The sequence below is a fragment of the Streptomyces uncialis genome, from assembly GCF_001905345.1.
Taxonomy (GTDB): Bacteria; Actinomycetota; Actinomycetes; order Streptomycetales; family Streptomycetaceae; genus Streptomyces; species Streptomyces uncialis.
The window spans coordinates 758,930-780,922 of sequence record NZ_LFBV01000001.1 but is presented as its reverse complement, the minus strand read 5'-3'; the positions used below and the strand labels follow the sequence as shown (position 1 = coordinate 780,922).

Genomic DNA, 21,993 nt, shown 5'->3' with positions numbered 1-21,993 from the left:
CTGACAGTCCGGTCCGGACTTGACCTCAAGGTTGCGTGAGGTCGCAGGGTGGTGGGCGGATCGTCCTTCCCCGAGCACACCCACTGGAGCTCCCATGCGCGCCGTCCGTCTGCACGCCTTCGGTCCCGCCGAGAACCTGGTCGTCGACGAGGTCCCCGATCCCGTACCGGCGCCCGGGGAGGTTCTCGTACGGGTCGCGGCGGCCGGTGCGCATCTCCTCGACACTGCCCTGCGCCAGGGGCTCCGCGGTCCCCTGCCCGAACCACCGCGACTGCCGACCGTCCCCGGCCGGGAGGTCGCGGGAACGGTCACCGCGCTGGGTGCGGGGGTCCCCGCGCGCTGGCTCGGCAAGCGCGTCGTCGCCCATCTGGGCCTCGTCCCGGGCGGTTACGCGGAGCAGGCCGCGGTCCCGGCCGGGCGGCTGCACGAGATCCCCGGTCCGCTCGGCTTCGCCCAGGCCGTCGCGATGATCGGCACCGGCCGCACCACGCTCGCGGTCCTCGGGTTCGCGGAGCCGGGCCCCGGCGACGTGGTGATCGTCCCCGGGGCCGCCGGCGGCATGGGCACCCTGCTCGTCCAGTACGCGAAGCACGCGGGCGCGACCGTCGTCGGCATCGCGGGCGACCCGGCGCGGACGGCACTGGTGGCGGCCGGTGCCGCGGACCTCGCCGTCGACCGCACCCACCCCGACTGGCCCGTCGAGGTACGGGCGTTCCTCGACGGGCGGGCGGAGGCGGCGGGTACGGGGGCGGGACCGGAGTCGGGGTCGGGGTCGGGTACGGGACCGGGGGCGGACACGGGGCCGGGGCCGGGGGCGGGGCCGGGCAGTGGGTCGGGCGCCGGGCCGGATGCCAGGCGGGGCGGCGGGCCGGAGGGCGGGCCGGGCGGCGGACCGGGCACGGGGCCGGACGCCAGGTTGGGCAGCGGGCCGGGCATCGCGGGCCGCCGCGCCACGATCGTCTTCGACGGGGTGGGCGGGGGCACCGCGCGGGCGGCGGTCGATCTGCTCGCTCCCGGCGGACACCATGTCGTCTTCGGCTGGTTCGACGAGGGCGACGACGTCCACGGCGGTGAGGCGCTCACCTTCCCCGCGTCGTATCTGACGGAGCGGGGCATCCGCTCCGAGGTGGTGCTCGGTCCGCGCATCCTGAGCCGGGTGGGCGGACCGGACCCGATGCGCACCCTGGAGTCGCGGTCGCTGCGGCTGGCCGCCGAGGGGCGGCTCGTCCCGGCCGTGCAGCGCTTCCCCCTCGCGGACGCGGCCGGCGCGCACCGTGCCATGGAGGCCCGGACCACCGTCGGCAAGGTGGTCCTGGAGCCCTGACTCCGAAGGGCCGCGCACCGGATGCGACCTGGTGTGTTCCATGGTGTTCTGTCAGGGTGAACGACCCCCGGACAGGTGACGCGGCGGGCGGGGTGCCGGGTGGCCCACCCGGTGTCCCGCCCCAGGCGGAGAGTGCCCAGGACGTCCACCGCTGGTGGGGTCTCGTCGTCATCGCGCTGGCCCAGCTGATGGTGGTGCTGGACGCGACGATCGTGAACATCGCCCTCCCGTCCGCCCAGCGCGACCTGCACATCTCGGACGCCAACCGGCAATGGGTCATCACCGCGTACACCCTCGCCTTCGGCGGACTCCTGCTGCTGGGCGGGCGGATCGCGGACTTCGTGGGCCGCAAACGCACCTTCCTCATCGGGCTGGTGGGCTTCGCGATCGCCTCCGGCATCGGCGGGGCGGCGGTCAACTCCGGGATGCTGTTCGGCGCCCGCGCGTTGCAGGGCATGTTCGCCGCGCTGCTCGCGCCGTCCGCGCTGTCCCTGCTGACGACGTCGTTCACCGACCCCAAGGAACGGGCGCGCGCCTTCGGTATCTACGGCGCCATCGCGGGTGGCGGCGCCGCGATCGGCCTGATCCTGGGCGGGGTGCTCACCGAGTTCCTCGACTGGCGCTGGTGCCTGTACGTGAATGTGCCGATCGCCGGGATCGCCGTCCTCGGCGGGCTGTCGCTGCTGCACGACCGGGCGGGACACCATGAGGCCCGGCTCGACATCCCCGGTGTGGTGCTCGGCTGCGGCGGACTGGTCGCGATCGTGTACGGCTTCAGCGAGGCGGAGCCGCGGGGGTGGGACGATCCGCTGGTGCTGACGCTGCTGCTGGGCGGGGTCGCCATGCTCGCCGTGTTCGTGTGGTGGCAGACCCGCTCGGCACATCCCCTGCTGCCGCTGCACATCATCCGCGACCGCAACCGCGCGGGCTGCTTCCTGACGATGGCGCTGGTCACCATCGGCCTCTTCGGGACGTTCCTCTTCCTGACGTACTACCTCCAGACGATCCTCGGGTACTCGCCGCTGAAGGCGGGACTCGCGTTCCTGCCGATGACCGTGGGCATCATCGTCGGCTCGACCCAGGTGTCGGCCCGGCTGATGAACCATGTGGCACCGCGGGCCCTGATGGTGCCGGGGCTGCTGCTCGCCGCGGGCGGGCTGACGATCCTCACGCAGCTGACCGTGCACGCGGAGTACGCCACGCACATCCTGCCCGCGGAGCTGCTGCTGGGGCTCGGGATGGGCATGACGTTCATGCCGGTCATGGCGACCGCCACGCAGGGGGTGGCGCCGGGGGACTCCGGGGTCACGTCCGCGACGGTCAACACGTCGCAGCAGGTCGGGGGGTCGATCGGGACGGCGCTCCTCAACACGATCGCGACGAGTTCCGCGACGGCGTATGTCGCGGCGCACCTGAACCCCGCGGACGCGGGTGATCCCGCGGTGGTGGGGCGGGTCACCAACGTCGGGGTGGTGCACGGGTACACCGTGGCGATCTGGTGGGCGGTCGCGATCATGCTGGTCGCGGTGGTCGTGGCGGCGACGATGGTGACGGTGGGGGCACCCCGTCACCGCACGCCGCGGGGTGAGCGGTTGGGCCCTGCGGTGTAGCCTCCCGCCTTCGCTTGCGCTTTTGAGGTCTGTCCGGCTGGACGCGCTTGTTCCTGTGCCGTCGCTCGTGGGTTTCGCGCAGTTCCCCGCGCCCCTTTAGGGCGCGTCCGGCCGGTTCTTCGGGTCGGTGCCGGTCGGGATTCTCCGTCCTCGATCCGACACGCTCGGTACGACGTCCCTCTTACCCGACTGAAGAGCATCGGAGTCTGCGGGCAGAGATTCCCGCCCACCCCCTTACGTGAGTCCTGCGGGTGCGCGCGGAGGGGGGGTTCCACGCCCACCCGATTGGGGCGCCTCCGAGGGACGCGGGGAACTGCGCATCTACGTGACGGGGGTATCCCGAGGCCAGCCCATTGCCTTGCACGGCCGGGGGACCTTGGGCAGCAATCAGCCCATTCTTACGCCCCGTTGCGACGTTGGATGAGAGTTGTACGCTTCCTGGACGGAGCAGGGGCGCGGGTACACGTGATCCGTTCGGTGGAGCGCCAGAGATGGCCACGGGGGCGCGATGCGACTAAAGGAAAACGGCCCGATCCCGTGAAAGACCCGCAGGTCAGGAAGTATGGTCCCCGCACGCGCGGGGGTGGTCCGGTTCTCGCCGTCGCTGCGGAGCCTGCGACGAGATGGTCCCCGCACGCGCGGGGGTGGTCCGGTTCTCGCCGTCGCTGCGGAGCCTGCGACGAGATGGTCCCCGCACGCGCGGGGGTGGTCCGGCCGAGCGGGGTACTCGTCCGAGTCGCCGTCAATGGTCCCCGCACGCGCGGGGGTGGTCCGACGTACGACATGGCGCGTGCGACGGCGGCGGGATGGTCCCCGCACGCGCGGGGGTGGTCCCCGCATCGACGGGGTCGAGGACGGCCTTGTCGCATGGTCCCCGCACGCGCGGGGGTGGTCCGATCCGGCCCAAGGTGCCGTCCGTCACCACGAGATGGTCCCCGCACGCGCGGGGGTGGTCCCGCCACCATCGCGCCATCGATGCCGATGGGGAAATGGTCCCCGCACGCGCGGGGGTGGTCCCAGCACCGCGCTCCAGGGCTACATCGAGGACGGATGGTCCCCGCACGCGCGGGGGTGGTCCGTACAAGTCCGGCAACATGATCTGGTCCGGCGGATGGTCCCCGCACGCGCGGGGGTGGTCCCGGGCGCCTGTCCGTCCACTCCTCGCTGAAGGAATGGTCCCCGCACGCGCGGGGGTGGTCCGTACGCGATCCCGATCGGGAGTGACGGGCAGATGTGGTCCCCGCACGCGCGGGGGTGGTCCCGTGGGCTGAAACTCTGTGACCCCCGGGCAGACGTGGTCCCCGCACGCGCGGGGGTGGTCCGGGGTTCACGGGGGCGCCGTAGGGGCTGGTCCGGTGGTCCCTGCACGCGCGGGGGTGGTCCGAGCTGCTGGAGGACTGGGAGTCGGGCGGCCGGTGGGGCCGTTCCGTGGTTACGGCTGTCGGGAAGGGCGGGGGGCGGGGGTGTCGAGGAGGTGCCTGAACTGGGTGTTGCTGGTTGCTGACCCTCGTTCTCCCACCTGGGCGATCGCTTGTCGGCACGTCACGCGTACGAACGTCTCGACCGCTTTACGGTGCGCCTGCTGCCAGCTGGGGACGCCGGACAGCCACGCAAGTGCGTCTTCGGGTGTCTGCCCGAAGCGCATGAGCCATCTCGCCGTATAGGCGGCGTCGACCCAAGCGGGGCCGAGCGCAGGCATGGCCCAGTCCACGAGGCAGGCGTGTCCGTCGTGGTTCGGGATCAGCATGTTGTGCGGGTTGGTGTCCGTGTGGAGCAGGTGCGTGCCGTGCAGCACGTCCGCCTCTCCGGGCTTCAGGTGTCCCGCGAACCGGTCCGAGAGCTGTGGAACAGGAAATGCTGGAGCCCGCAGGCTCTGCGTGCGGCGCAGTACGTGAGTGACGGCGCCCAGATCAGCTGTTCCGGGGCTGTAGTCGACGTGCCGTCCGTCGATGTGGGTGAACGTCAGGACGAGCCATCCGGAAAGCTCGAAGCGATGGCGAATGGTCGCGCTGATACCGCGCACCGCACCGTTGATCCGCTCTTCGCAGAGCAGACCCGCCATCCCGGAAGAGTCGGATACCCGTACGCCTTTGAGGAACAGGCGTCCGCTGCCCCGGGTGTCCAGAACCATGGCAAGCGAGCAGTTGAAACCGGTCGCCACACTCTCCGACGCCTCCACCTGCCCGGTGCGCGCTTCAACGGCATTGCGCAGATCAGACGGGAGTTCGTCCCACTCGACTCGTTCAGTCATCGGCTCTCTCGATCATCGCCGGAGGGGATGCCGGCGGCCCGGCGCCCCCTCCCCCATCTTCACTACCGCTGCGTGTGACCGCACTTGATGCAGCGCTGCGCACCACTCCATGTCTCGTACTGATGGTCGCACTCGCTCAGAATCCACGGCTGCATGTCTGAATCCTCCCGCAGGCTTCCTCTACCGGTCCGACCGCTCGGGGAAGCCCGATCGGCCCTGTGACTGCTGTGTCGCACCAGGTAACACCCTCGATGTGTGCGAAGTACCGTTGAGGCAGCGCCTTCGGGTTAAGAGCATCAAGCGCTTGAACGTGAGGAGTTGCGCACGTGGCGACCCGCGTACCGAACGTACGTCTGGCAGAACTGTTCCGCGAGACCGGGTGGACGCTGCGCCAACTCGCGCAGTGGGTGAACCGCGTCGGCACCGAGAGGGGGACGCCGACCAAGTACCAAGCAGCTTCCACACACCAGTGGTTGAACGGCTACGTGCCGAAGGAATCGACCCGCCCTCTGATCCTGGAAGCCTTGGCCCGGAAGCTGGGGCGACCGGTCACCCATGCTGAAGCAGGGTTTCCCGCTTCGGTTGATCAGTTCGGAGGCATCGGGACCATGGATGCCCTGATCGACTTCGGGACTGCCGACATGCTGCCAGGAAGGCGTAGCGTCATCGGGTCGGTAAGCCTGTTCTCCGTCGCGCTCACCATTCCTGACTGGCCGGATGTCATAGGGAGAATGGAAGCCGTTCAAGCAGGTACGGCCACGCGTATCGGGATTCCCGACGTCGACATGGTCACCGAAATGACCGACAAGCTGAACGAGGTCTACAACAAACGGGGCGGCAGGACCTCCCGCCCGATGGCAGCGGCATTCTTGGCCAATACCGTCGCACCCTACCTTCGCGCGGACGCCACCGAAGACGTGCGCAAGGAGATGATGACCGCCGCGGCTTTCTTGTGCTACATCACCGGCTGGATGGCGGTGGACGAGGGGCTGCACGGGCTGGCGCAGAGGTACTACACCAAGGCGCTGGAATTGGCGGGAGCAAGCAGCGACTACCTCACGTACTGTCATGTACTCCGAGGCATGTCGGTTCAAGCAGCGGATCTGGGGCATGGCACTCCTGCCACCCGGCTGGCGAATGCGGCGGCCACTGCCGCCCCCGCGACCGGACCTCTTATGCGTGCGTTCATGGCGGGACAACAAGCACACAGCTTCGCGCTTTCCGGGGACCGCAAAGCCGCATTGCACAGCATCAAGGAAACAGAGAAGGCCATGGATGCGGCGGGCAGCGGGAAGGTTCAATTAGGGGGCTACACCCTGGCCACCTTGGCATACCACACCGCGCAGGTTCGCTACTCGCTGGGCGACGTCGCGGGTAGCGTCGATTCCCGCAAAATCCATTTCCAGTTGAGAGCGCCGACCGACCGACTCCCGACTCACCGAAATGCGGTTCCGCACCATGCTGGCGGAAAGGCAACTGGAGCTGGGGCATCTGGAACTGGCTTGCGGCACATGGGGGCAGGTACTCGACGAGCACACCGGACTGCACTCGGGGGCCGTGGACACGTTCGTCGCGAACATCCGTACCCGTCTCCGCAGTTACCGGTCCAACCCGGTGGCGCGGGAAGTCTACGAACGAGCTCTAGCCGACGCCAAGCCCCGTCGATGCGCGACCGGGTGGCGCCCGAAGAATCTCCGAGGACGGTTGTACCCTTCCGGGACGGAGCAGGTCACGAGTGCACATGATCCGCACGGAGGGGCTCCGAAGACGGCCACGGGGTGCGATGCGACTAAAGGAAAACGGCCCGACCCCGTGAGAGACCCGCAGGTCAGGAAGTGTGGTCCCCGCACGCGCGGGGGTGGTCCGCCTCACCAACCGCAACGCATCCGCCACCTTCAGTGGTCCCCGCACGCGCGGGGGTGGTCCGCGGACCAGGGCGAGCCTCCGCCATGTTCCGTGGTGGTCCCCGCACGCGCGGGGGTGGTCCGCGGTAGACGAGGTCGTTGACCGTGTCGTTCGGGTGGTCCCCGCACGCGCGGGGGTGGTCCCTGACAGGGAGTGACCAAGTCGGCGCTGTGAAGGTGGTCCCCGCACGCGCGGGGGTGGTCCCCTCGGACACGAAGTTGCGTCAACTACTTCGGAGTGGTCCCCGCACGCGCGGGGGTGGTCCCTCGCCGCCGTTCCCCGCGGCCTTCGACGCAGAGTGGTCCCCGCACGCGCGGGGGTGGTCCCAGCGGATTCGTCTCCACCATCCGAGCCGCCCAGTGGTCCCCGCACGCGCGGGGGTGGCCCGTAGGTCTGCGCTGCGGCGATCGCCGGCTGGCGGTGGTCCACGCAAGTGCGAACGCCCTTGGCTGACCGTGCTGGGTGTACGCCATGGTCAGTGAGTAGGGGAGACCAATGACGAATCCCCGTCCGACACTTGGCGAACGGGACGGCGCGCTGTCTGCGGGGTCTAGCTGTGCGCCGCGTGGTCGGTGGTGCAGGGGCCCCGGGTGTGGACGTGGTCAGCGCACACGTAGTGGGTGATGCTGACGCTTCCGCTCATGGCCCCGTACCCGATCACCACGGGTGCTTCGGTCCAGCGTCCGCACTTGCAGCAGTGTTCACCGGAGATCGGGGGCACTTGGGGGAAGGGGTTGTCGTGCGTCATGCGGACGCTCCCACCCGGGCGACGTGGGAGCTGTCGAACGTGAACGGGATGTCCACACCGCGTGTGGCCGCTGCGGCTGCCTCTCGCCGTTCGCGCTGCCGCTCCCGCTCTTCCTGCTCATTGATCCACCCCCGGAGGTAGGGAGGGATGCGGGGCCCCCACGGCGTGGGTGCGGTCCGGGCGAGGACGTGCAGCGGGACGGGGGTCCGGGGTGCGCAGATGATCAGCGGCGCGGGGGCGGACCGGTTGCCGAAGTGCTCGGCGGTGTGCCGTCCGGGACAAGTGCGGCGGGTCCCCGGAAGTGTGGACAGCACCCATGCAAGGGCGCGGGCGATAGAGTCGCGCATACGTCGTTCAGCTCCTTAGCAAGCTGTCTCGGCGGAGCCCCGATGGACCGTTCGCGCGGTCTGTCGGGGCGCTTTCGTTTCTGAAGGTAAGTCTCCCGTATGCCCCTGTCCACCCCGAGGGGCCGTGCGGGGCGGAAGTGCGCCATGCGCAGTACCTCGGTACCGTCGCGGTGTGGAGTTCGACCCCATGCGCCCGAAGTGGCAGCAGATCGCAGATGAGATCACCCGCCGTATTGAGCGCGGCGAGTATCCGGAGCGTTTCCAGCTCTCGGAGGTCCGGTTGGCGTCCGAGTTCGGCGTGAACCGGGACACGGTTCGCAAGGCGACGAAAGCGCTACGCGACTCCGGGTTGATTACCAATGTGCCGAACATGGGAACGTTCGTCCGGCCCTCTGCGGATGACCGCCAGGCGGACGAATAGCCCCTCCGTCTGCCAAGGGGCATCAGGCGGGCGGGGCGGTTCGGTGGCTACGTCTGCCGGATGGCGCGTGGGCGGGGTGTGTCGAGCAGATGCCGGAACTCCGCGTTGCTGCCCGCCGCGTCCTTCTCCCCCATCCGGGCCGTCCAGTGTCGGCAGGTGACCTTCACGAACGTTTCGACGGACGCGCGGTCGGCCTGTTGCCAACTGGGGATGCCTGAGAGCCACGCAAGCGCGTCTTCGGGTGTCTGCCCGAAGGCCATGAGCCACGTAGCGGTGTATGCGGCGTCGACCCATGCGGGCCCGAGTGCGGGCATCGCCCAGTCCACGAGGTAGGCGTGTCCGTCGTGGTTCGAGATCAGAATGTTGTGCGGATTGGTGTCGGTGTGGAGCAGGTGCGTGCCATGGAGCATGTCCGCCTCACCAGGACGTAGATGCCCAGCGAACCGGTCGGAGAGCTGCGGGACGGGAGCGGCCGGAGTCCGCAGATGTTGCATCCGCTGCATGGTGCGTGTGACCGCGCCGAGATCGCCTGTTTCGGGGCTGTAGTCGACGTGCCGCCCGTCGATGTGGATGAATGCCAGAGCAAGCCATCCGGCGGCCTCGACGCGGTAGCGCACGGTTGCGCCGATACCTCCCACCACGCTGTTGACCCGCTCTTCGCACAGCAGACCCGCCATCCCGGCATCGTCGGAGAGCCGTACACCTTTGAGGAACAGGCGTCCGCTGTTCCGGGTGCGCACATCCATCGCGAGGGTGCAGTTGAACCCGCTCGTCACGCTCGCCGACGCGATCACGGGTCCGGTACGCGCCTCAACGGCGCTCCGGAACTCGGCGGGAAGCGCGTCCCATTCGACTCGTTCGGTCATCGACCCCTCATTCAGTGCCGGGAGGGGAACCCGGCTGTCCGGTGCCCCTCCCCCCTTCGCTACAAGGTCACCTCTTCGTGGCACCGCACTTGCGGCACCGGTCCGCCCCGCTCCAGGGGCGCCACTCATGGTCACACTCGCCCAGAATCCACGGCTTCATTAGCGAACCTTCCTGTTCGATGGTGCACTTCCCCCCAGCCCGATTCGGTCCGGGGTCCGCCCCTACCGGTATGACCGTTCAGGGAAGCCTGATCAGTAGGTACAGCAGGGAGGTTCGGGCCCCGGACGCCCGAGCGGAGGACACGGACGACCGGGGCAGGGAGCGGGACAAGCCCCGCTTCCTCATCCCTCGGACCTGTGGGGCCGACCGCACGGGTCCGAGGGGGTGCCGCTCCGTACGTTTCTTCGCAGTGCCGGCGGACACTGCCGCACGGAGCGGGGGTAGGTGGTGGTCCGCCCGACTGTCGCTGTCCATGGCCAGTCGGGCGGACCGGTTCGCCGCCCCGCATGATGAACCTGCACGCTCTGTGGCCAGGTATTCAGGGGGCGGACATCTTCAGCGCGGGACAGGCTGTCTCTCCAGCAAGGGGATGCCTGCGCGCCGCTTGCGGTGCCGGGCACGGCCAGGGGACGGGGGTGGCGGGGTCGCGGCAACGGTGACGGGCCAGAGAGTGAACGCGTACACGCCGCTGTGATCACTGACGATCAGCGCGAACGGATCACCTTCCCGCAACCGCTCGATGACCGCACGTCGCTCGTCCCGGCAGGCCGCCCACGCACGTAACTGTGCTGGTACGTCTCCGAGTTGTGCGCACACACTGTCCGGGATGACCCGCAGTGCCTGAGGCGGGCACCAGCTCGACCGGGGGTGCGGGTCCAGCCGGTTGGCGATCATCAGTGCTTTGGCGTTCAGCCAGGCGACTGCGGGGCGGATGAAGTGGGCGCGGAACTCACCGAGTACGACCCGCGCCCTTCGCTCGCCTCCGTACACGAACCCTTCCGCAGTGACTTCGGCGTGGTACTCCAGCGGATGACTCACCCGGTCGCCCCGGGCGGGGTGCGCGGGTCGGCGTCGGTGTCGGTATCGGCGGACGGCTCCCACAGGACGGTGTCGCAGCGGACACGGTCGTACAGGGGGTGACCGGTTGCGCGGAAGTGCTGTCCGGCCCACGCTTCCGCGTCGCCCCCGGTGAGCCCCTTCGCAGCGTCGGGCGGTTCCGCCCGGCACCGGGGGATGCCGGACACGCATTCGATGTGCGTCCGCGCCCCCTCGGCGGCCACGGCATTCAGACTCCCCACGCGGACCCGCCCTTCCTGCTGCGCGTGTTGGCCTCGGCGAGGGCGGGCCGGAGCTGGTCCGCCACCGTGGCCGGCCGAACGTCCGAACGCACTGCGGTCCACTCGACACCGCCGCCCGGCGGACGGAGGGAGTAGCGACCATCGACCACCGCACCCGTATCCATGACCACCCCCACGGCATCGGTGCGGGTGTCGTACGCGAGGGCACCAACCGCGAGTTTGGGCTGTTCCGCTACGTTCTTGCCACACATGACCACTCCTCTCCGTAGTGGAAGCGCTACCGGGGGAGACAAAGGGTGGACTATCGTCGGGCCACTCTTCAACGGAGCCGCATCAGGAGGGCACATTGGTAAATCGCAAGAAGTTGAACCCGGACGCATCACCGCAAGCGGCGTTCGGTGCGCGTCTTCGCAGGTCACGCGATGCGCGCGGCTGGAAGCAGGATGACCTTGGTGCGCGCATGGGATATTCAGGGCGGCATATTTCAGCCATTGAAACCGGTCGCAAACCGCCAACTCTCGCACTGGCAATGAGTGCTGACGTTGTGTTCGGGCTCGAACACACTGATGACACGTTCGCGGACGCATGGCGCAAGATGCGGAACGGGGCACTGCTGGAGGGGTTTCCGGAGTACGTAGGGCATGAAGCCCGCGCGGCAGAAATCCGGCTCTTCGAGGTGGGCGCGATCCCTGGGCTACTTCAGACGCCGGAGTACGCGGCAGCCATAGAACAGAGCGTCGTCACGTACGGAGCGATCCCGCCCGATCAGGCTCGGGAGCGAGTTGCCTTCCTGGCGGACAGGCAGGCAGCGATGATCCGCCCCTTACCGCCTGTCGTGATCGTGGTCCTGGACGAAAGCTGCATCCGTCGCGTGGTAGGCGGACCAAGCGTGATGGATGCGCAGTTGGCAAACCTCGTTGACTTTGCGGCACAAGGGAACACCGTGCTCCAGCTCGCCCCGTATGAGCTAGGTGAACGTCGACCGTTCAAGCGGCAGGTCAACTTGTTGACCATGGCGGATCGCTCCGTGATGTCCTATGTCGAGTCTGAGACCCAAGGTCACCTTGACCGCGAACCGGCTTCCGTACTGCCGCTGGTGAGGACCTACCATCAGCTTCAGGCCGTGTCACTCTCCCAGACGGCCACCGTAGAAATGATCAATGAGGTTCGAAAGGGCACCCGATGACTACCGACTCCTCCACTTTGATATGGGTCAAGTCCTCTTACAGCGGGCAAGGTGGCACCTGCGTCGAATGGGCACCCAAGAGCGCGACCACAACCGGCATGGTCCCCGTCCGGGACAGCAAGTGCCCAAGCGGACCCGTTCTGATGGTGTCCACCCACGCGTTCGCCGGGCTGGTCAGCCTCGCTCGGTCAGCTGAGCTGTAGAACCGCGCGGCCCCGTCCGGTGACCGAAAACGGCCCGCCCCCGTGAGAGACCCGCAGGTCAGGAGGTGTGGTCCCGGCACGCGCGGGGATGGTCCCTCGGAGAAGGCGCGCGCTGCGGCTCAGTCGCTGTGGTCCCCGCACGCGCGGGGGTGGTCCGGCCCCGCTATCGGTGGCGAGGTCGATCTGTACGTGGTCCCCGCAGGCGCGGGGGTGGTCCTCCGAGCTGCGGATCGGTGACCTCACCGACCAAGTGGTCCCCGCAGGCGCGGAGGTGGTCCGCAGTCGAGCAGGTGGGCGTGCGCGTCCCACAGGTGGTCCCCGCAGGCGCGGGGGTGGTCCCTGCGGACATCTGCCTTGTAAGTACGGCTGTGAGTGGTCCCCGTACACGCGGGACCTTCCGGAACGGCGCCGGCTACCGGACGCGGCCGACGAGGTCGATCGCGATCACGACTGGCTTGTTCTGCGTGATGGTGTACCAGACCCGATAACGGCCGACATAAATCCGGTACTTGCCGACGCCATACTCCTTCCTTTGCCCCAGAAGGACGGGGGTTGGTCGGCAGCAGATTGACGCTGTCGAGTCCCTGATCAACGCCGGTGGGGTCGTTCTTGCCGTATCAAGTCAGCGCGTCCTCGGAATCCTGTTTCCAAAGGACCCGGCCTACGGGGCCATTCGCCCGTTCAGTTCGTCCCTCAGTTCCTCGGTGGTCACCGTGTTGGTGGTGCCGCGCAAGCGGTTCACCTCGCCCTGGAGGAGCCCAAGGGCGTCTTCCTGGACTTCCAGGACGGCCGGGGAGATGACCACTGCGACGGTTTCGCCGGCGTCGTCCGTCAGCGACAAGGACTCGGCCGCGCGGGCGAAGGCCAGCGCCTTCTCAGCATCGAGGACCGGGAAATCGCCGTTCTCCTCACGCCGGGCGAGGTCTTCCCGGGCCTGAGCCACATAGCGGGTGACCGCGTCCAGTTGCCGGGACGCGTCTCGGATGGAAAGGGTGTCCACCGGTCCTCTGCGGACATGGCCTTCGAACTGTGCGGGGTCCATGCGCGTCACCGTGGCACAGCGCGGAACAAGCGGACAAGGACACCCACCCGAACGGGTTGGACGGGGGCAGCCGGGCTGTTCCCCTGCTTGAAGATGCGGCCCCGGGCACGTCGCGTTCGGGTGTGGGTACGGCCGGTCCGGCTGGAGGCCAATGCGTTTCTGTGGGAACGCCGCGACTGCGACAAGCTCGACCAGACCGAGTAGCGACCAGCAGTTTCGTCCCATACTTTTGGTGGGCCGGTCTCGCCCGTCAAAAATCCACAGGGCGCCCCGTCCGCCGTTCAAAGGGCCGGGTGGGGCGCCCTTCGCGCGCTCTCCGGGCTACCTCAAGTAGGTCTTCTGCCACTCGACCGAGGTCATGTTCAGGGCCGCCTCAGCGAGAGCCTGCGCCGAGGCCGTCTTCAACTTCGCAAGGCTGCTGTCGATCCATGGCTGGACGTTGGCGCAGCCCTGTTCACGGTACTCGACGGCCTGAAGCAGGCACTCCAGCTTGTCGGCCTCGCGGGCCACGATCACCTCCAGCGAATCGCCGTTCTCGTACTCGTCCACGATCCGCTGGGCACCTTCTTGGACCGCTGGATGCGCCGCCGACACCTGGTCCGCGGTGACCTGTTCATTCGACGCGGCTTCGAGGTACCTCCGGCCGATGTGCGGGATGTCCCCGACACGGGTCTCCTGCGTGTCGTGCCACAGGCCGAGAAGGGCCGCCTTGGCCGGGTCGGCACCCTCCATCATGGCCAGCACAGAAGCGATCAGGGCAACACGGAAACTGTGCTCGGCGATCGTCTCGGGGTCCTTCACTCCCGCGATCCACCATCCAGAACGCTTGGCCCTCTTCAGCATCCCCATTTCCAGAAGAAAGCCCGCGGTACCTCGCGCGTTGGACGTGTCATCCGCCATGTGGTGTCCTCCGGTCCTCTCACTCGCAGTTGTCGCGTAGAACGTATTGCACGCTGCTGATCTCTCGTCTCGCCCGGGGCGAGAGCTGGTTGCCGTCGAGGAGAAGTCCGGCCTGTCCTCGGAGTCGTGCTGCCAGGTCGGGGGCGGCGAGTGGAAGCCACCGGTACGCCATGAGCAGCGCCCAGAGGCTGTGGACATAGAGCTCGACGTAACCAGGCGCGGGATGCAGGTTGTCCACCAGCCGCCGAAGCAGCGCCACTGGTTCGAAGCTGGTTGACCTCCGATCGGTCATGAACCCGTCGTTGGGCTGAGGGTGGTCCCAGACACCGAGCCAGTACGCCCAGTAGTTCAGATTCGCCGTCTCAGCCACATCGTCATCGGCCATCGACCGATCGATGAAGCGCAGCAGTGGCTCAGGATCTCCAAGACGAGCCAGTCCTACCGCAGTCGAGCGCGCCTCCGTCCAATGCGAGTTCCAGCCTCGGCCCCCTGGAGCATCACGACGGATGTGGAGCGCTTGGGCGGTCCGCAGGGTCGCACCCTGGGTTCGGTCGTACGAGGACAGGTACAGGGCCTGCCTGTGCAACAGGACGCCTTGTTCGGAGGTCCTGTCGGCTGATTCCGCTGCGGAGCGGAGGTGCTCGAAGAACGCGGAACGTTCTTGTTGCGGCAGGAGCGGCGCTTTGGCCACTGCGCCTCGCCGCTGGGGTGCGGGCCGGTCCGCGAGGGAAGGCGGCGTGGTCCCGTTGACCGCCCAACCGATCATGTGCGCCGTGTCGCGGTTGTGCACCCACTCGGCAAGCGGGTGCATGCGGTTCTCACGGTCCTGCGCGAGGGCGATGCCGATGATCCTGTCCGCGTCCATCGCGGCATCGATCAACGCCACCACGGCCTTGTCGGCACCGAGCGCAGGCAGGTGTCTGCGAAGGCCCAGAAGCGCGCTCACCTTCATGTTGGCCATGGGGCGTCGACCTGACTCCCAGCCCTGCACCGTGGCCAGATCGACGCCCAGCAACTGGGCGAAGCCGACCTGGGTCGCCGGGATCGACTCCCGGGCGATACGAAGGACGAATCCCGTGACAGCCCCGCTCGACGTTCGACACCTGCCCAGTGCGCTGTCGCTCATGACGCTCCTCGGGTGCAGCCAGTCACCGAATACGTACCCGTAGTCAGTTTTAACTTACGCGGCCCCGCCATAGGTTCCATCCCACCGAGGTCAACACTCCCTCGATGAGGTCATGTTGACTGGACAAAGGAACCCCTATGCGCACAGCAGCTTTCCGCACCATGGCAATTGGCGCTTCCAGCTACAGCAGAACCATGACGTGCGAGCCATCCGCTCCTGGCGAGGCTCGACGCCTTGTCGCGGCTGCCATGGAGACCTGGGGCCTGAGGGATCTGAGCTGCGACGCGCAGCAGATCGTCAGTGAGCTCGTCGCGAATGTCGTCGCTCACACCGACTGTTCGACGCTTCACCTTGAGGTCCGACGTGGAGAGTCCGGCGGGGTACGCATCGAAGTGGGCGACCGATCACGTACCGCCCCCGAGCCACAGCAGGCCGGGGCCTGCTCGGAGTCCGGACGTGGCCTCCTCATGATCGAGGCATTGAGTTTCCGCTGGGGCTGTGACCGGAGCCGCAGGGGCAAGGTCGTCTGGGCAGAGCTCAAGCCCACTGAGAAGCAGCCGACATGAGGTGGCACACCGGGCCCCGCCGGTTCCCCTCCGTAGCGGGGCGACAGTGCCGACTCCACGGGCGGCCACGGTCGAACCACGAGCGCAACCAGTGCGCTCTCCTCTGCGGCCGCCACCCTCCCCCGTACCGCGAACGCATCGCGGCACTCGCCTGGCAGGTCGAAGAGCTCTGGGCCCGCCACGTCGCACAGCGGGAGCTGTACCGCCGCCTCGATCGCCTACGCGTCCGGCATCCGCCCCGCGATACGTCCGGCCGGGACAGCGCGGACTTCACGTGAGGCAGATGTCGACGCCGAGGGAGTCAGGGACGGGCCGCCAGGGTGGTCAGGGCCTTGTCCGTGAGGCGGTGGACGGTCCATTCGTCCTGGGGGGTCGCGCCCAGGGAGCGGTAGAAGTCGATCGACGGCTTGTTCCAGTCGAGGACGGACCATTCGAGGCGTTCGTAGCCCCGGTCCACACAGATCCGGGCCAGCTCCGTCAGCAGGGCCTTTCCGTGTCCGCCGCCGCGCCGCTCGGGCCGTACGTACAGGTCCTCCAGATAGATGCCGTGCACCCCGCGCCATGTGGAGAAGTTGAGGAACCACAGGGCGAAGCCGATGACCTCACCCGTCTCCTCCGCTACATGCGCGAACGCCGCCGGGTGGTCGCCGAACAGCGCCGTGCGAAGCTGCTCCTCGGTCGCCCGCACCTCGTGCAGGGCCTTCTCGTATTCGGCCAGCTCACGGACCATGGCGTGGATGACGGGGACGTCGTCGGGGACGGCAGTACGGATCATGGCGGAAGGAAACCATCCGGACGTCGCGAGGTCCAGTGGTCGGCGTGCTACCCCGTCCGGTGCGTGGTCAGCAGCTCCGCGATCCTCAGTTGGGTGGCCTGGAGGGGCTCACCGTCCTCGATGTCCCACAGCGAGTTCTGGAGCACCCGTCCCAGCGTCCAGCGGGCCGCCCGTCGCCGGTCCAGGCCCAGGCGCTCGGTCATCAGGTCGAAGCGCCACAGCACCTCGCCGTCCTCGTAGCGGTTGACGAGCGCGGGCATGAGGTCGAAGCCCGGGTCACCGACCAGGGGGTTCGGGTCGATGGCGAGCCAGGGTTCGCGTACGGCGCCGAGGACGTTGTCGAAGTGCAGGTCCCAGTGCAGCAGCCGGTCCCCCGGCTCGGGCAGCACCTCCCGTACCGCGTCACCGCAGACGGACAGCGCGCGGCGGGCCGACGGGTCGCCGATCTGTGGGAGCGCGCCCGGGAGCGCGTCGAGCATGTCCGCCGCGATGTCCGCGAGGTGGCGGACCCCGGGCGGTCCGGGGACGGAGGTGAGGCGGGCCAGCAGATCCGCGATGACGCCCACCGCCTCCCGGGAGTCCTCGACCGCCGACAGCGGACGGCTCTCGTCGGCGCGTTCGAGGAGCTGGGTCGTGGTCGGCTCGTCGTAGGCGAGCAGCCGGACGATCCCCCGGCCGTCCCAGGCCCGCAGGCCCTCGCCCTGGTGCTCGCTCTCGTCGTCCGCGACCTGCATCTTCAGCACGGCGGACGAGCCGTCCGCGCGGGCCACCGGCAGGACGAGCGAGGCCATGCCGTGCATCGCGGGCCCGGTGATGGTGAGCTCCCAGCGCGCCAGATGGTCCGCCGCCCGCGCGGGCAGCCCGTCGATGAACGCGCGTCCCGCCTCCCGCTTGTACTTGTGCTGGTTCGCGACCAGTTCCGCCGGGATCTCGAAGCCGGTCCCCCGCGCCTGCGCCGTCGTCCCCTGTTGCGTCCTCCGTTGCGCGCTCATCCCGCCGAGCGTAGGAGAAGAACCGGGCGACCCGCCTCCGGATATCCGCGCGCCCTGCGCGTACGCTCGCGATCGGCGGCAGCAGTGCGGGCGGCAGCGGGAGGAACGGGCGCATGGGCACGGTCAACGGCGGCATCTCGTACTGGTTCACCGAGGACGGCCTCCCGGCGCCCCGCGAACCCCTGCCCGGTGACACGAGCGCCGATGTGGTGATCGTCGGCGGCGGCTACACCGGCCTGTGGACGGCGTACTACCTCAAGCGGGCCGACCCCGAACTGCGGATCACCGTCCTGGAACAGCGGTTCTGCGGATACGGCGCCTCCGGCCGCAACGGCGGCTGGCTGTACAACGGCATCGCGGGCCGTGACCGGTACGCGCGGCTGCACGGACACGAGTCAGCGGTACGGCTCCAGAAGGCGATGAACGGCACCGTCGCCGAGGTGATCCGGGTCGCCGCCGAGGAGAAGTGGTCGGCGGACCTCCACCAGGGCGGTGTGCTGGAGGTGGCCCTCACCCCGGCGCAGCTGGTGCGGCTGCGCGCGTTCCACGAGGCGGAACGCGCGTACGGGGAGGACGAGCGTCTGCTGCTGGGTGCCCGCGAGACCGCCGAACGGATCAGGATCGCCGGCGCCGTGGGCTCCTCCTGGACCCCGCACGGGGCACGGCTGCACCCGGTGAAGCTGGTCAAGGCGCTGGCTGCGAGCGTCGAGGCGCTGGGTGTCACCGTCCATGAGTCGACGCCCGTCACGGAGATCCGCCCAGGGCACGCGGTCACCCCGTACGGCACGGTCCGCGCCCCGTACGTGCTGCGCTGCACGGAAGGGTTCACCGCGTCGCTCAAGGGCCAGCGCCGCACCTGGCTGCCGATGAACTCCTCGATGATCACCACCGAGCCGCTGACCGAGGAGCAGTGGGAGTCCGTCGGCTGGGCGGGCCGCGAGGCGCTCGGGGACATGGCCCACGCGTACATGTACGCGCAGCGCACGGCGGACGGGCGGATCGCGCTGGGCGGCCGGGGCGTCCCGTACCGCTTCGGCAGCCGCACCGACAACGACGGCGGTACCCAGCGGGCCACGGCCCGGGAACTGCGGGCGGTGCTCACCCGGTTCTTCCCGCAGCTCGCGGGGGTGGGGATCGCCCATGCCTGGTCCGGGGTGCTGGGGGTGCCGCGTGACTGGTGCGCCACGGTGACGCTGGACCGGGCGACCGGGCTCGGCTGGGCGGGCGGCTATGTCGGCTCGGGGGTCGCCACGGCGAACCTCGCGGGGCGGACGCTGCGGGATCTGGTCCGGCACGACGCGGGGCGTTCCGGGGCGGGTGAGCTCGCCGCGTTGCCGTGGGTGAACCACCGGGTCCGCAAGTGGGAGCCGGAGCCGTTCCGCTGGCTCGGGGTGCAGGGGATGTACGCGACGTATCGCGAGGCGGACCGGCGTGAGCGGGTCGGTCGGGGCGCCGCGTCGTCGCGCTTGGCGCGGGTCGCGGACCGCGTTGCGGGACGCGGCTGATCCCTCTCCGGGTCACCTCCGCGTTACGCCTTCGCTTGCGCTTCCGAGGTCTGTCCGGCTGGGCGTAGTTGTTCCCGTGCGGGTCGTTCGTGGGTGCGCAGTTCCCCGCGCCCCTGAGGTGCTGCCCCTTTGCGGTCGCTCTTCGGGTGCGGGCCGGTCCTCGTCTTCGCGCAGTTCCCCGCGCCCCTTTGGGGCACCCCCCTTCCTCCCGCACTCGCGCTGCTGCGGGAGGGGGTGGGCGGGAATCTCTGCCCGCAGACTCCGATGCTCTTCAGTCGGGTACGGGTACGTCGTACCGAGCGTGTCGGATCGAGGACGGAGAATCCCGACCGGCACCGACCCGAAGAACCGGCCGGATGCGCCCCAAAGGGGCGCGGGGAACTGCGCACCCCACGAACGACGGCACAGGAACAAGCGCGCCCACCCGGACAGACCTCGGAAGCGCAAGCGAAGGCGCCCCGCGGGGAACTGCGCGAAAACGACGAGCGACGGCACAGGAACCAAGTACGTCCCGCCGGACGGACCTCGGAGGCGCAAGCGAAGGCGACTACTGGACGTCGATACCGAAGTCCCCCACCAACTCGCCGAGGCCACCCCCGTACCCCTTGCCGCCGACCACGAAGGTCCAGTCACCGCCCGCGCGGCGGCGGAACGACCCGAGTACCAGCGCGCTCTCCCCCGCACGGCCGTCGGACACCTCCAGCCGGTCGAGCTCGGTGCCGTCGGCCGCGCGCAGCCGTATCCCCGCGCCGGTGAAGCCCGCGAGGTCGGCGTCCGGATTGACCGCCGGGTCGACGGCCGCGACGAGCACGATCCGGTCGGCCCGGTCCGGCACCGCGTCGAACGCGACCCGCACCGCCGCCCGGTCCCCCGCGAAGTCCCCGAGCATCCGGACCGAGCCGTCCGGGGTGCGCGGATTGTTGAAGAAGACGAACCAGTCGTCCGCGAGGACCCGCCCGCCCTGGCACACCAGCGCGCACACGTCGAGGGCGACCGCCCCGGACCAGGACATCCCGAGGACGTTGAAGTCCCCGTGATCGCCGGGGTCCCCGTCGTCCTCCCCGTGGGTGCGGTCGGCGGGCCGGCCGTGCCCCGCCGCAGGGCCGTCGGGCCCGGTCGGCATGACCAGCGTGGGCGCCGTGGACGAGAACCCCGCCGAACCACCTGAACCACCTGAACCAACCCCACCCGACCCCGTACCGCCGATCGGCTCCGCACCGCCCCCCGAGCCACCGGATGACCGCCCGCCGCTGGAAGGCCTGCCGCCGGACGACCGGGCCCCACCGGAGGACCGGCCGCCCCCGGACGACCCGCCCCGGGGACCCCCGTCCCCGAGGCGCCCCCGCAACCCGTGCTGATGGAGCAGCTCCACCAGCTCGGGCCCGGACACCAGGGTCAGCGGCTTGCCGTTCGCGAAGGTGTAGGAACCGGGGCCGAAGCCGGACGTGGTGACGAGGACGCCCTTGTTGGCGCCCGCGTCCTGCACGGTCCCGTACAGATCGCGGACCGCGCTCGGCGGGACGGTGTTGCGGTACCGCTTGACCTGGACGACGATCTTGCCGCCGCTGATCGGGTCCGGGTCGACCGCGTCGACGTCGACCCCGCCGTCACCCGACCGCTGGGTGGTGACCGCCTGCATGCCCCGGGCCCGGAACAGCTCCGCGACCAGCGCCTCGAACGCCAGCGGGTCCATCTCCAGCAGATCCGGCTCGGTACCGTCCCCGTGGCTGACCACCCCCGCGCCGACCTGCTCCGGCAGCCGCGCCGGACGGACCGCGACCCGCTGGTCGGGCTTGGCCGACAGCGAGCCGCCGAGCCCGTCCGTGAGGCAGTCCGCCGCGTTCACCGTCTCCAGCCGCAGCCCGTCGAACGCGCCGCGCTCCGCCAGCACCGACGCCACGAACAGCTCCGTGCGGCGGCCCGTCGCCGGGTCGAAGTCGTCCACGAAGCCGTTCAGCGCGACGGACGACAGCACCCCGAACTCGTCGGCCGCGAACACGTCCCGCAGGGCGAGCAGCACGCTCTGCGCGAGCACGTCCCGGTAGACGGCCCGCCGCTGGGTCTGCGGCCGGGCCGTCTCCTTCAGCTGGTCGGCGCTGACCACGTACCGTACGGACCTGGCCTCGGGGACCACGTCGGCCGCGGGCAGCTGCCAGTTGAGGACGAACTGCCGGGCGGCCGGGTCGAACGCGGCGCTGACCTGCCGGGGGAAGCCCTCCGGCCAGACCGAGTTGGCGTACAGGGCGGCGGAGAAGTACTCGATGACCGTCTCCGGTTCGGCGCCGCGCAGACTGGACGTCATCTCCTGGATGTTCGCGTTGTGCGCGCGGACCTCGGCGTTCCGTCCGGCGGCCCAGGTCTCGTAGCGGTGCCGGTAGTCCGCGAGTTCCCGCAGGCGCCGCTCCTCCGCGAGCCGGGCCGTGTCCCAGTCCCGGCGGTAGCGGTCCTCGGCGTCCCGCTGGGCCCGCGCCCGCGCGCCGGCCGTCCAGCCGCCGCCCTGGGTGACGTACGCCCTCGGGTCGGGCATCGGCACGGGCGCCGCGAGCGGACCGGGCTCGAACGGGGCCACCGACTCCTCCCGCCGCAGCGCCGCCACCCGGAACGCGGGCGCCCGGCAGCCCGCGACCAGCAGCCCGCTCAGTTCCGCGACCCGTGCCTCGATCTCCTCGGTGCGCCCCCGGGCGTCCGCCTCCCGCCGCGCGCGGTACGCGGCCTGCTGCTCCCGGTGCATCCGGGCCAGGTCCCGCTCCCGGGCCCGCTGCTCGCGCTCGTACTCCCGCCGCTCGCGGGCCTGCCGGCGCAGCCCCTCCTCGTACTGCCGCTGCTGCTGCCGCTGGGCCTCGGCCCACGTCCCGATCAGCCCGCCCGAACCCCGCCCCACCGAGCCCGCCCCTTACGTCTGCCGCTGTCCTGTTCCGCCCCTGCCT

General features: G+C 69.6%; 19 protein-coding genes and 2 CRISPR repeat arrays. Of the genes, 8 read left to right on the top strand and 11 right to left on the bottom strand.

Annotated features, from left to right (window positions below; genetic code table 11):
• Nucleotides 1-94 precede the first annotated feature (94 nt).
• Together AB852_RS37595 and AB852_RS03440 are read left to right on the top strand one after the other, a co-directional pair.
• Nucleotides 95-1,324 (top strand): alcohol dehydrogenase catalytic domain-containing protein, encoded by a 1,230-nt coding sequence (locus tag AB852_RS37595; RefSeq protein WP_079184260.1) that lies wholly within the window; start codon nt 95-97, stop codon nt 1,322-1,324.
• A gap of 56 nt (nt 1,325-1,380) precedes the next feature.
• Nucleotides 1,381-2,934 (top strand): MFS transporter, encoded by a 1,554-nt coding sequence (locus AB852_RS03440; RefSeq protein WP_425444147.1) that lies wholly within the window; start codon nt 1,381-1,383, stop codon nt 2,932-2,934.
• A 562-nt stretch (nt 2,935-3,496) separates the two neighbouring features.
• A CRISPR array of direct repeats spans nt 3,497-4,317; the repeat unit is 28 nt; unit sequence ATGGTCCCCGCACGCGCGGGGGTGGTCC.
• A gap of 49 nt (nt 4,318-4,366) precedes the next feature.
• Here the strand turns inward: AB852_RS03440 and AB852_RS03435 are convergent.
• Nucleotides 4,367-5,185 (bottom strand): phosphotransferase, encoded by an 819-nt coding sequence (locus tag AB852_RS03435; RefSeq protein ID WP_073783423.1) that lies wholly within the window; start codon nt 5,183-5,185, stop codon nt 4,367-4,369.
• Between the two features lie 326 nt (nt 5,186-5,511).
• Between AB852_RS03435 and AB852_RS37590 the strand changes: the two genes are divergently transcribed.
• On the top strand, nt 5,512-6,930 hold the full coding sequence (locus tag AB852_RS37590; RefSeq protein ID WP_245876598.1) for an NsdA family TPR-like regulatory protein: 1,419 nt from the start codon (nt 5,512-5,514) through the stop codon (nt 6,928-6,930).
• 91 nt (nt 6,931-7,021) lie between these two features.
• Nucleotides 7,022-7,474: direct repeats of the CRISPR family, unit length 26 nt; unit sequence AGTGGTCCCCGCACGCGCGGGGGTGG.
• Nucleotides 7,475-7,640: 166 nt separating this feature from the next.
• On the opposite strand, the gene AB852_RS03430 is transcribed toward AB852_RS37590, so the two are convergent.
• Nucleotides 7,641-7,838 (bottom strand): hypothetical protein, encoded by a 198-nt coding sequence (locus tag AB852_RS03430; protein WP_073783421.1) that lies wholly within the window; start codon nt 7,836-7,838, stop codon nt 7,641-7,643.
• A 519-nt stretch (nt 7,839-8,357) separates the two neighbouring features.
• Here AB852_RS03430 and AB852_RS03420 point away from each other — a divergent pair.
• Complete coding sequence (locus tag AB852_RS03420; RefSeq protein WP_245876597.1) at nt 8,358-8,606, top strand: GntR family transcriptional regulator; 249 nt, start codon at nt 8,358-8,360, stop codon at nt 8,604-8,606.
• Nucleotides 8,607-8,653: 47 nt separating this feature from the next.
• Here the strand turns inward: AB852_RS03420 and AB852_RS03415 are convergent, their stop codons facing one another.
• The 3 genes from AB852_RS03415 to AB852_RS03405 form a co-directional block, all read right to left on the bottom strand.
• Nucleotides 8,654-9,472, bottom strand: coding sequence for a phosphotransferase (locus AB852_RS03415; RefSeq protein WP_073783417.1), 819 nt, complete (start codon nt 9,470-9,472; stop codon nt 8,654-8,656).
• A gap of 1,035 nt (nt 9,473-10,507) precedes the next feature.
• Nucleotides 10,508-10,771: a hypothetical protein gene (locus AB852_RS03410; RefSeq protein WP_143201168.1), complete on the bottom strand. Its 264-nt coding sequence runs from the start codon at nt 10,769-10,771 to the stop codon at nt 10,508-10,510.
• Nucleotides 10,759-11,022, bottom strand: coding sequence for a hypothetical protein (locus AB852_RS03405; RefSeq protein ID WP_073783413.1), 264 nt, complete (start codon nt 11,020-11,022; stop codon nt 10,759-10,761). The genes AB852_RS03410 and AB852_RS03405 overlap by 13 nt, the downstream gene beginning before the upstream one ends.
• A gap of 95 nt (nt 11,023-11,117) precedes the next feature.
• Between AB852_RS03405 and AB852_RS03400 the strand changes: the two genes are divergently transcribed.
• Both AB852_RS03400 and AB852_RS03395 read left to right on the top strand, forming a co-directional pair.
• The gene (locus AB852_RS03400; protein WP_073783411.1) at nt 11,118-11,957 is read left to right on the top strand and encodes a helix-turn-helix domain-containing protein; all 840 of its coding nucleotides are present in this window, start codon (nt 11,118-11,120) and stop codon (nt 11,955-11,957) included.
• On the top strand, nt 11,954-12,160 hold the full coding sequence (locus AB852_RS03395; RefSeq protein WP_073783409.1) for a DUF397 domain-containing protein: 207 nt from the start codon (nt 11,954-11,956) through the stop codon (nt 12,158-12,160). The genes AB852_RS03400 and AB852_RS03395 overlap by 4 nt, the downstream gene beginning before the upstream one ends.
• Nucleotides 12,161-12,821: 661 nt before the next feature.
• Here AB852_RS03395 and AB852_RS03385 read toward each other — a convergent pair.
• The 3 genes from AB852_RS03385 to AB852_RS03375 form a co-directional block, all read right to left on the bottom strand.
• The gene (locus AB852_RS03385) at nt 12,822-13,202 is read right to left on the bottom strand and encodes a hypothetical protein (protein WP_073783407.1); all 381 of its coding nucleotides are present in this window, start codon (nt 13,200-13,202) and stop codon (nt 12,822-12,824) included.
• Between the two features lie 321 nt (nt 13,203-13,523).
• On the bottom strand, nt 13,524-14,102 hold the full coding sequence (locus AB852_RS03380; RefSeq protein ID WP_073783405.1) for an HD domain-containing protein: 579 nt from the start codon (nt 14,100-14,102) through the stop codon (nt 13,524-13,526).
• A 19-nt stretch (nt 14,103-14,121) separates the two neighbouring features.
• Nucleotides 14,122-15,228, bottom strand: coding sequence for a helix-turn-helix domain-containing protein (locus AB852_RS03375; protein WP_073783403.1), 1,107 nt, complete (start codon nt 15,226-15,228; stop codon nt 14,122-14,124).
• 137 nt (nt 15,229-15,365) lie between these two features.
• On the opposite strand from AB852_RS03375, the gene AB852_RS03370 reads away from it, so the two are divergent.
• Nucleotides 15,366-15,794, top strand: coding sequence for an ATP-binding protein (locus AB852_RS03370; protein WP_073783401.1), 429 nt, complete (start codon nt 15,366-15,368; stop codon nt 15,792-15,794).
• A gap of 301 nt (nt 15,795-16,095) precedes the next feature.
• Here the strand turns inward: AB852_RS03370 and AB852_RS03365 are convergent, their stop codons facing one another.
• Together AB852_RS03365 and AB852_RS03360 are read right to left on the bottom strand one after the other, a co-directional pair.
• On the bottom strand, nt 16,096-16,569 hold the full coding sequence (locus AB852_RS03365) for a GNAT family N-acetyltransferase (RefSeq protein WP_073783399.1): 474 nt from the start codon (nt 16,567-16,569) through the stop codon (nt 16,096-16,098).
• A gap of 47 nt (nt 16,570-16,616) precedes the next feature.
• Nucleotides 16,617-17,561: an aminoglycoside phosphotransferase family protein gene (locus AB852_RS03360; RefSeq protein WP_073783397.1), complete on the bottom strand. Its 945-nt coding sequence runs from the start codon at nt 17,559-17,561 to the stop codon at nt 16,617-16,619.
• A gap of 113 nt (nt 17,562-17,674) precedes the next feature.
• On the opposite strand from AB852_RS03360, the gene AB852_RS03355 reads away from it, so the two are divergent.
• Entirely contained in the window at nt 17,675-19,066 is a 1,392-nt protein-coding gene (locus tag AB852_RS03355; protein ID WP_073783395.1) for an NAD(P)/FAD-dependent oxidoreductase, read from the top strand.
• Nucleotides 19,067-19,613: 547 nt separating this feature from the next.
• Here the strand turns inward: AB852_RS03355 and AB852_RS03350 are convergent.
• Nucleotides 19,614-21,947: a restriction endonuclease gene (locus AB852_RS03350; protein WP_073783393.1), complete on the bottom strand. Its 2,334-nt coding sequence runs from the start codon at nt 21,945-21,947 to the stop codon at nt 19,614-19,616.
• Nucleotides 21,948-21,993: the final 46 nt, after the last annotated feature.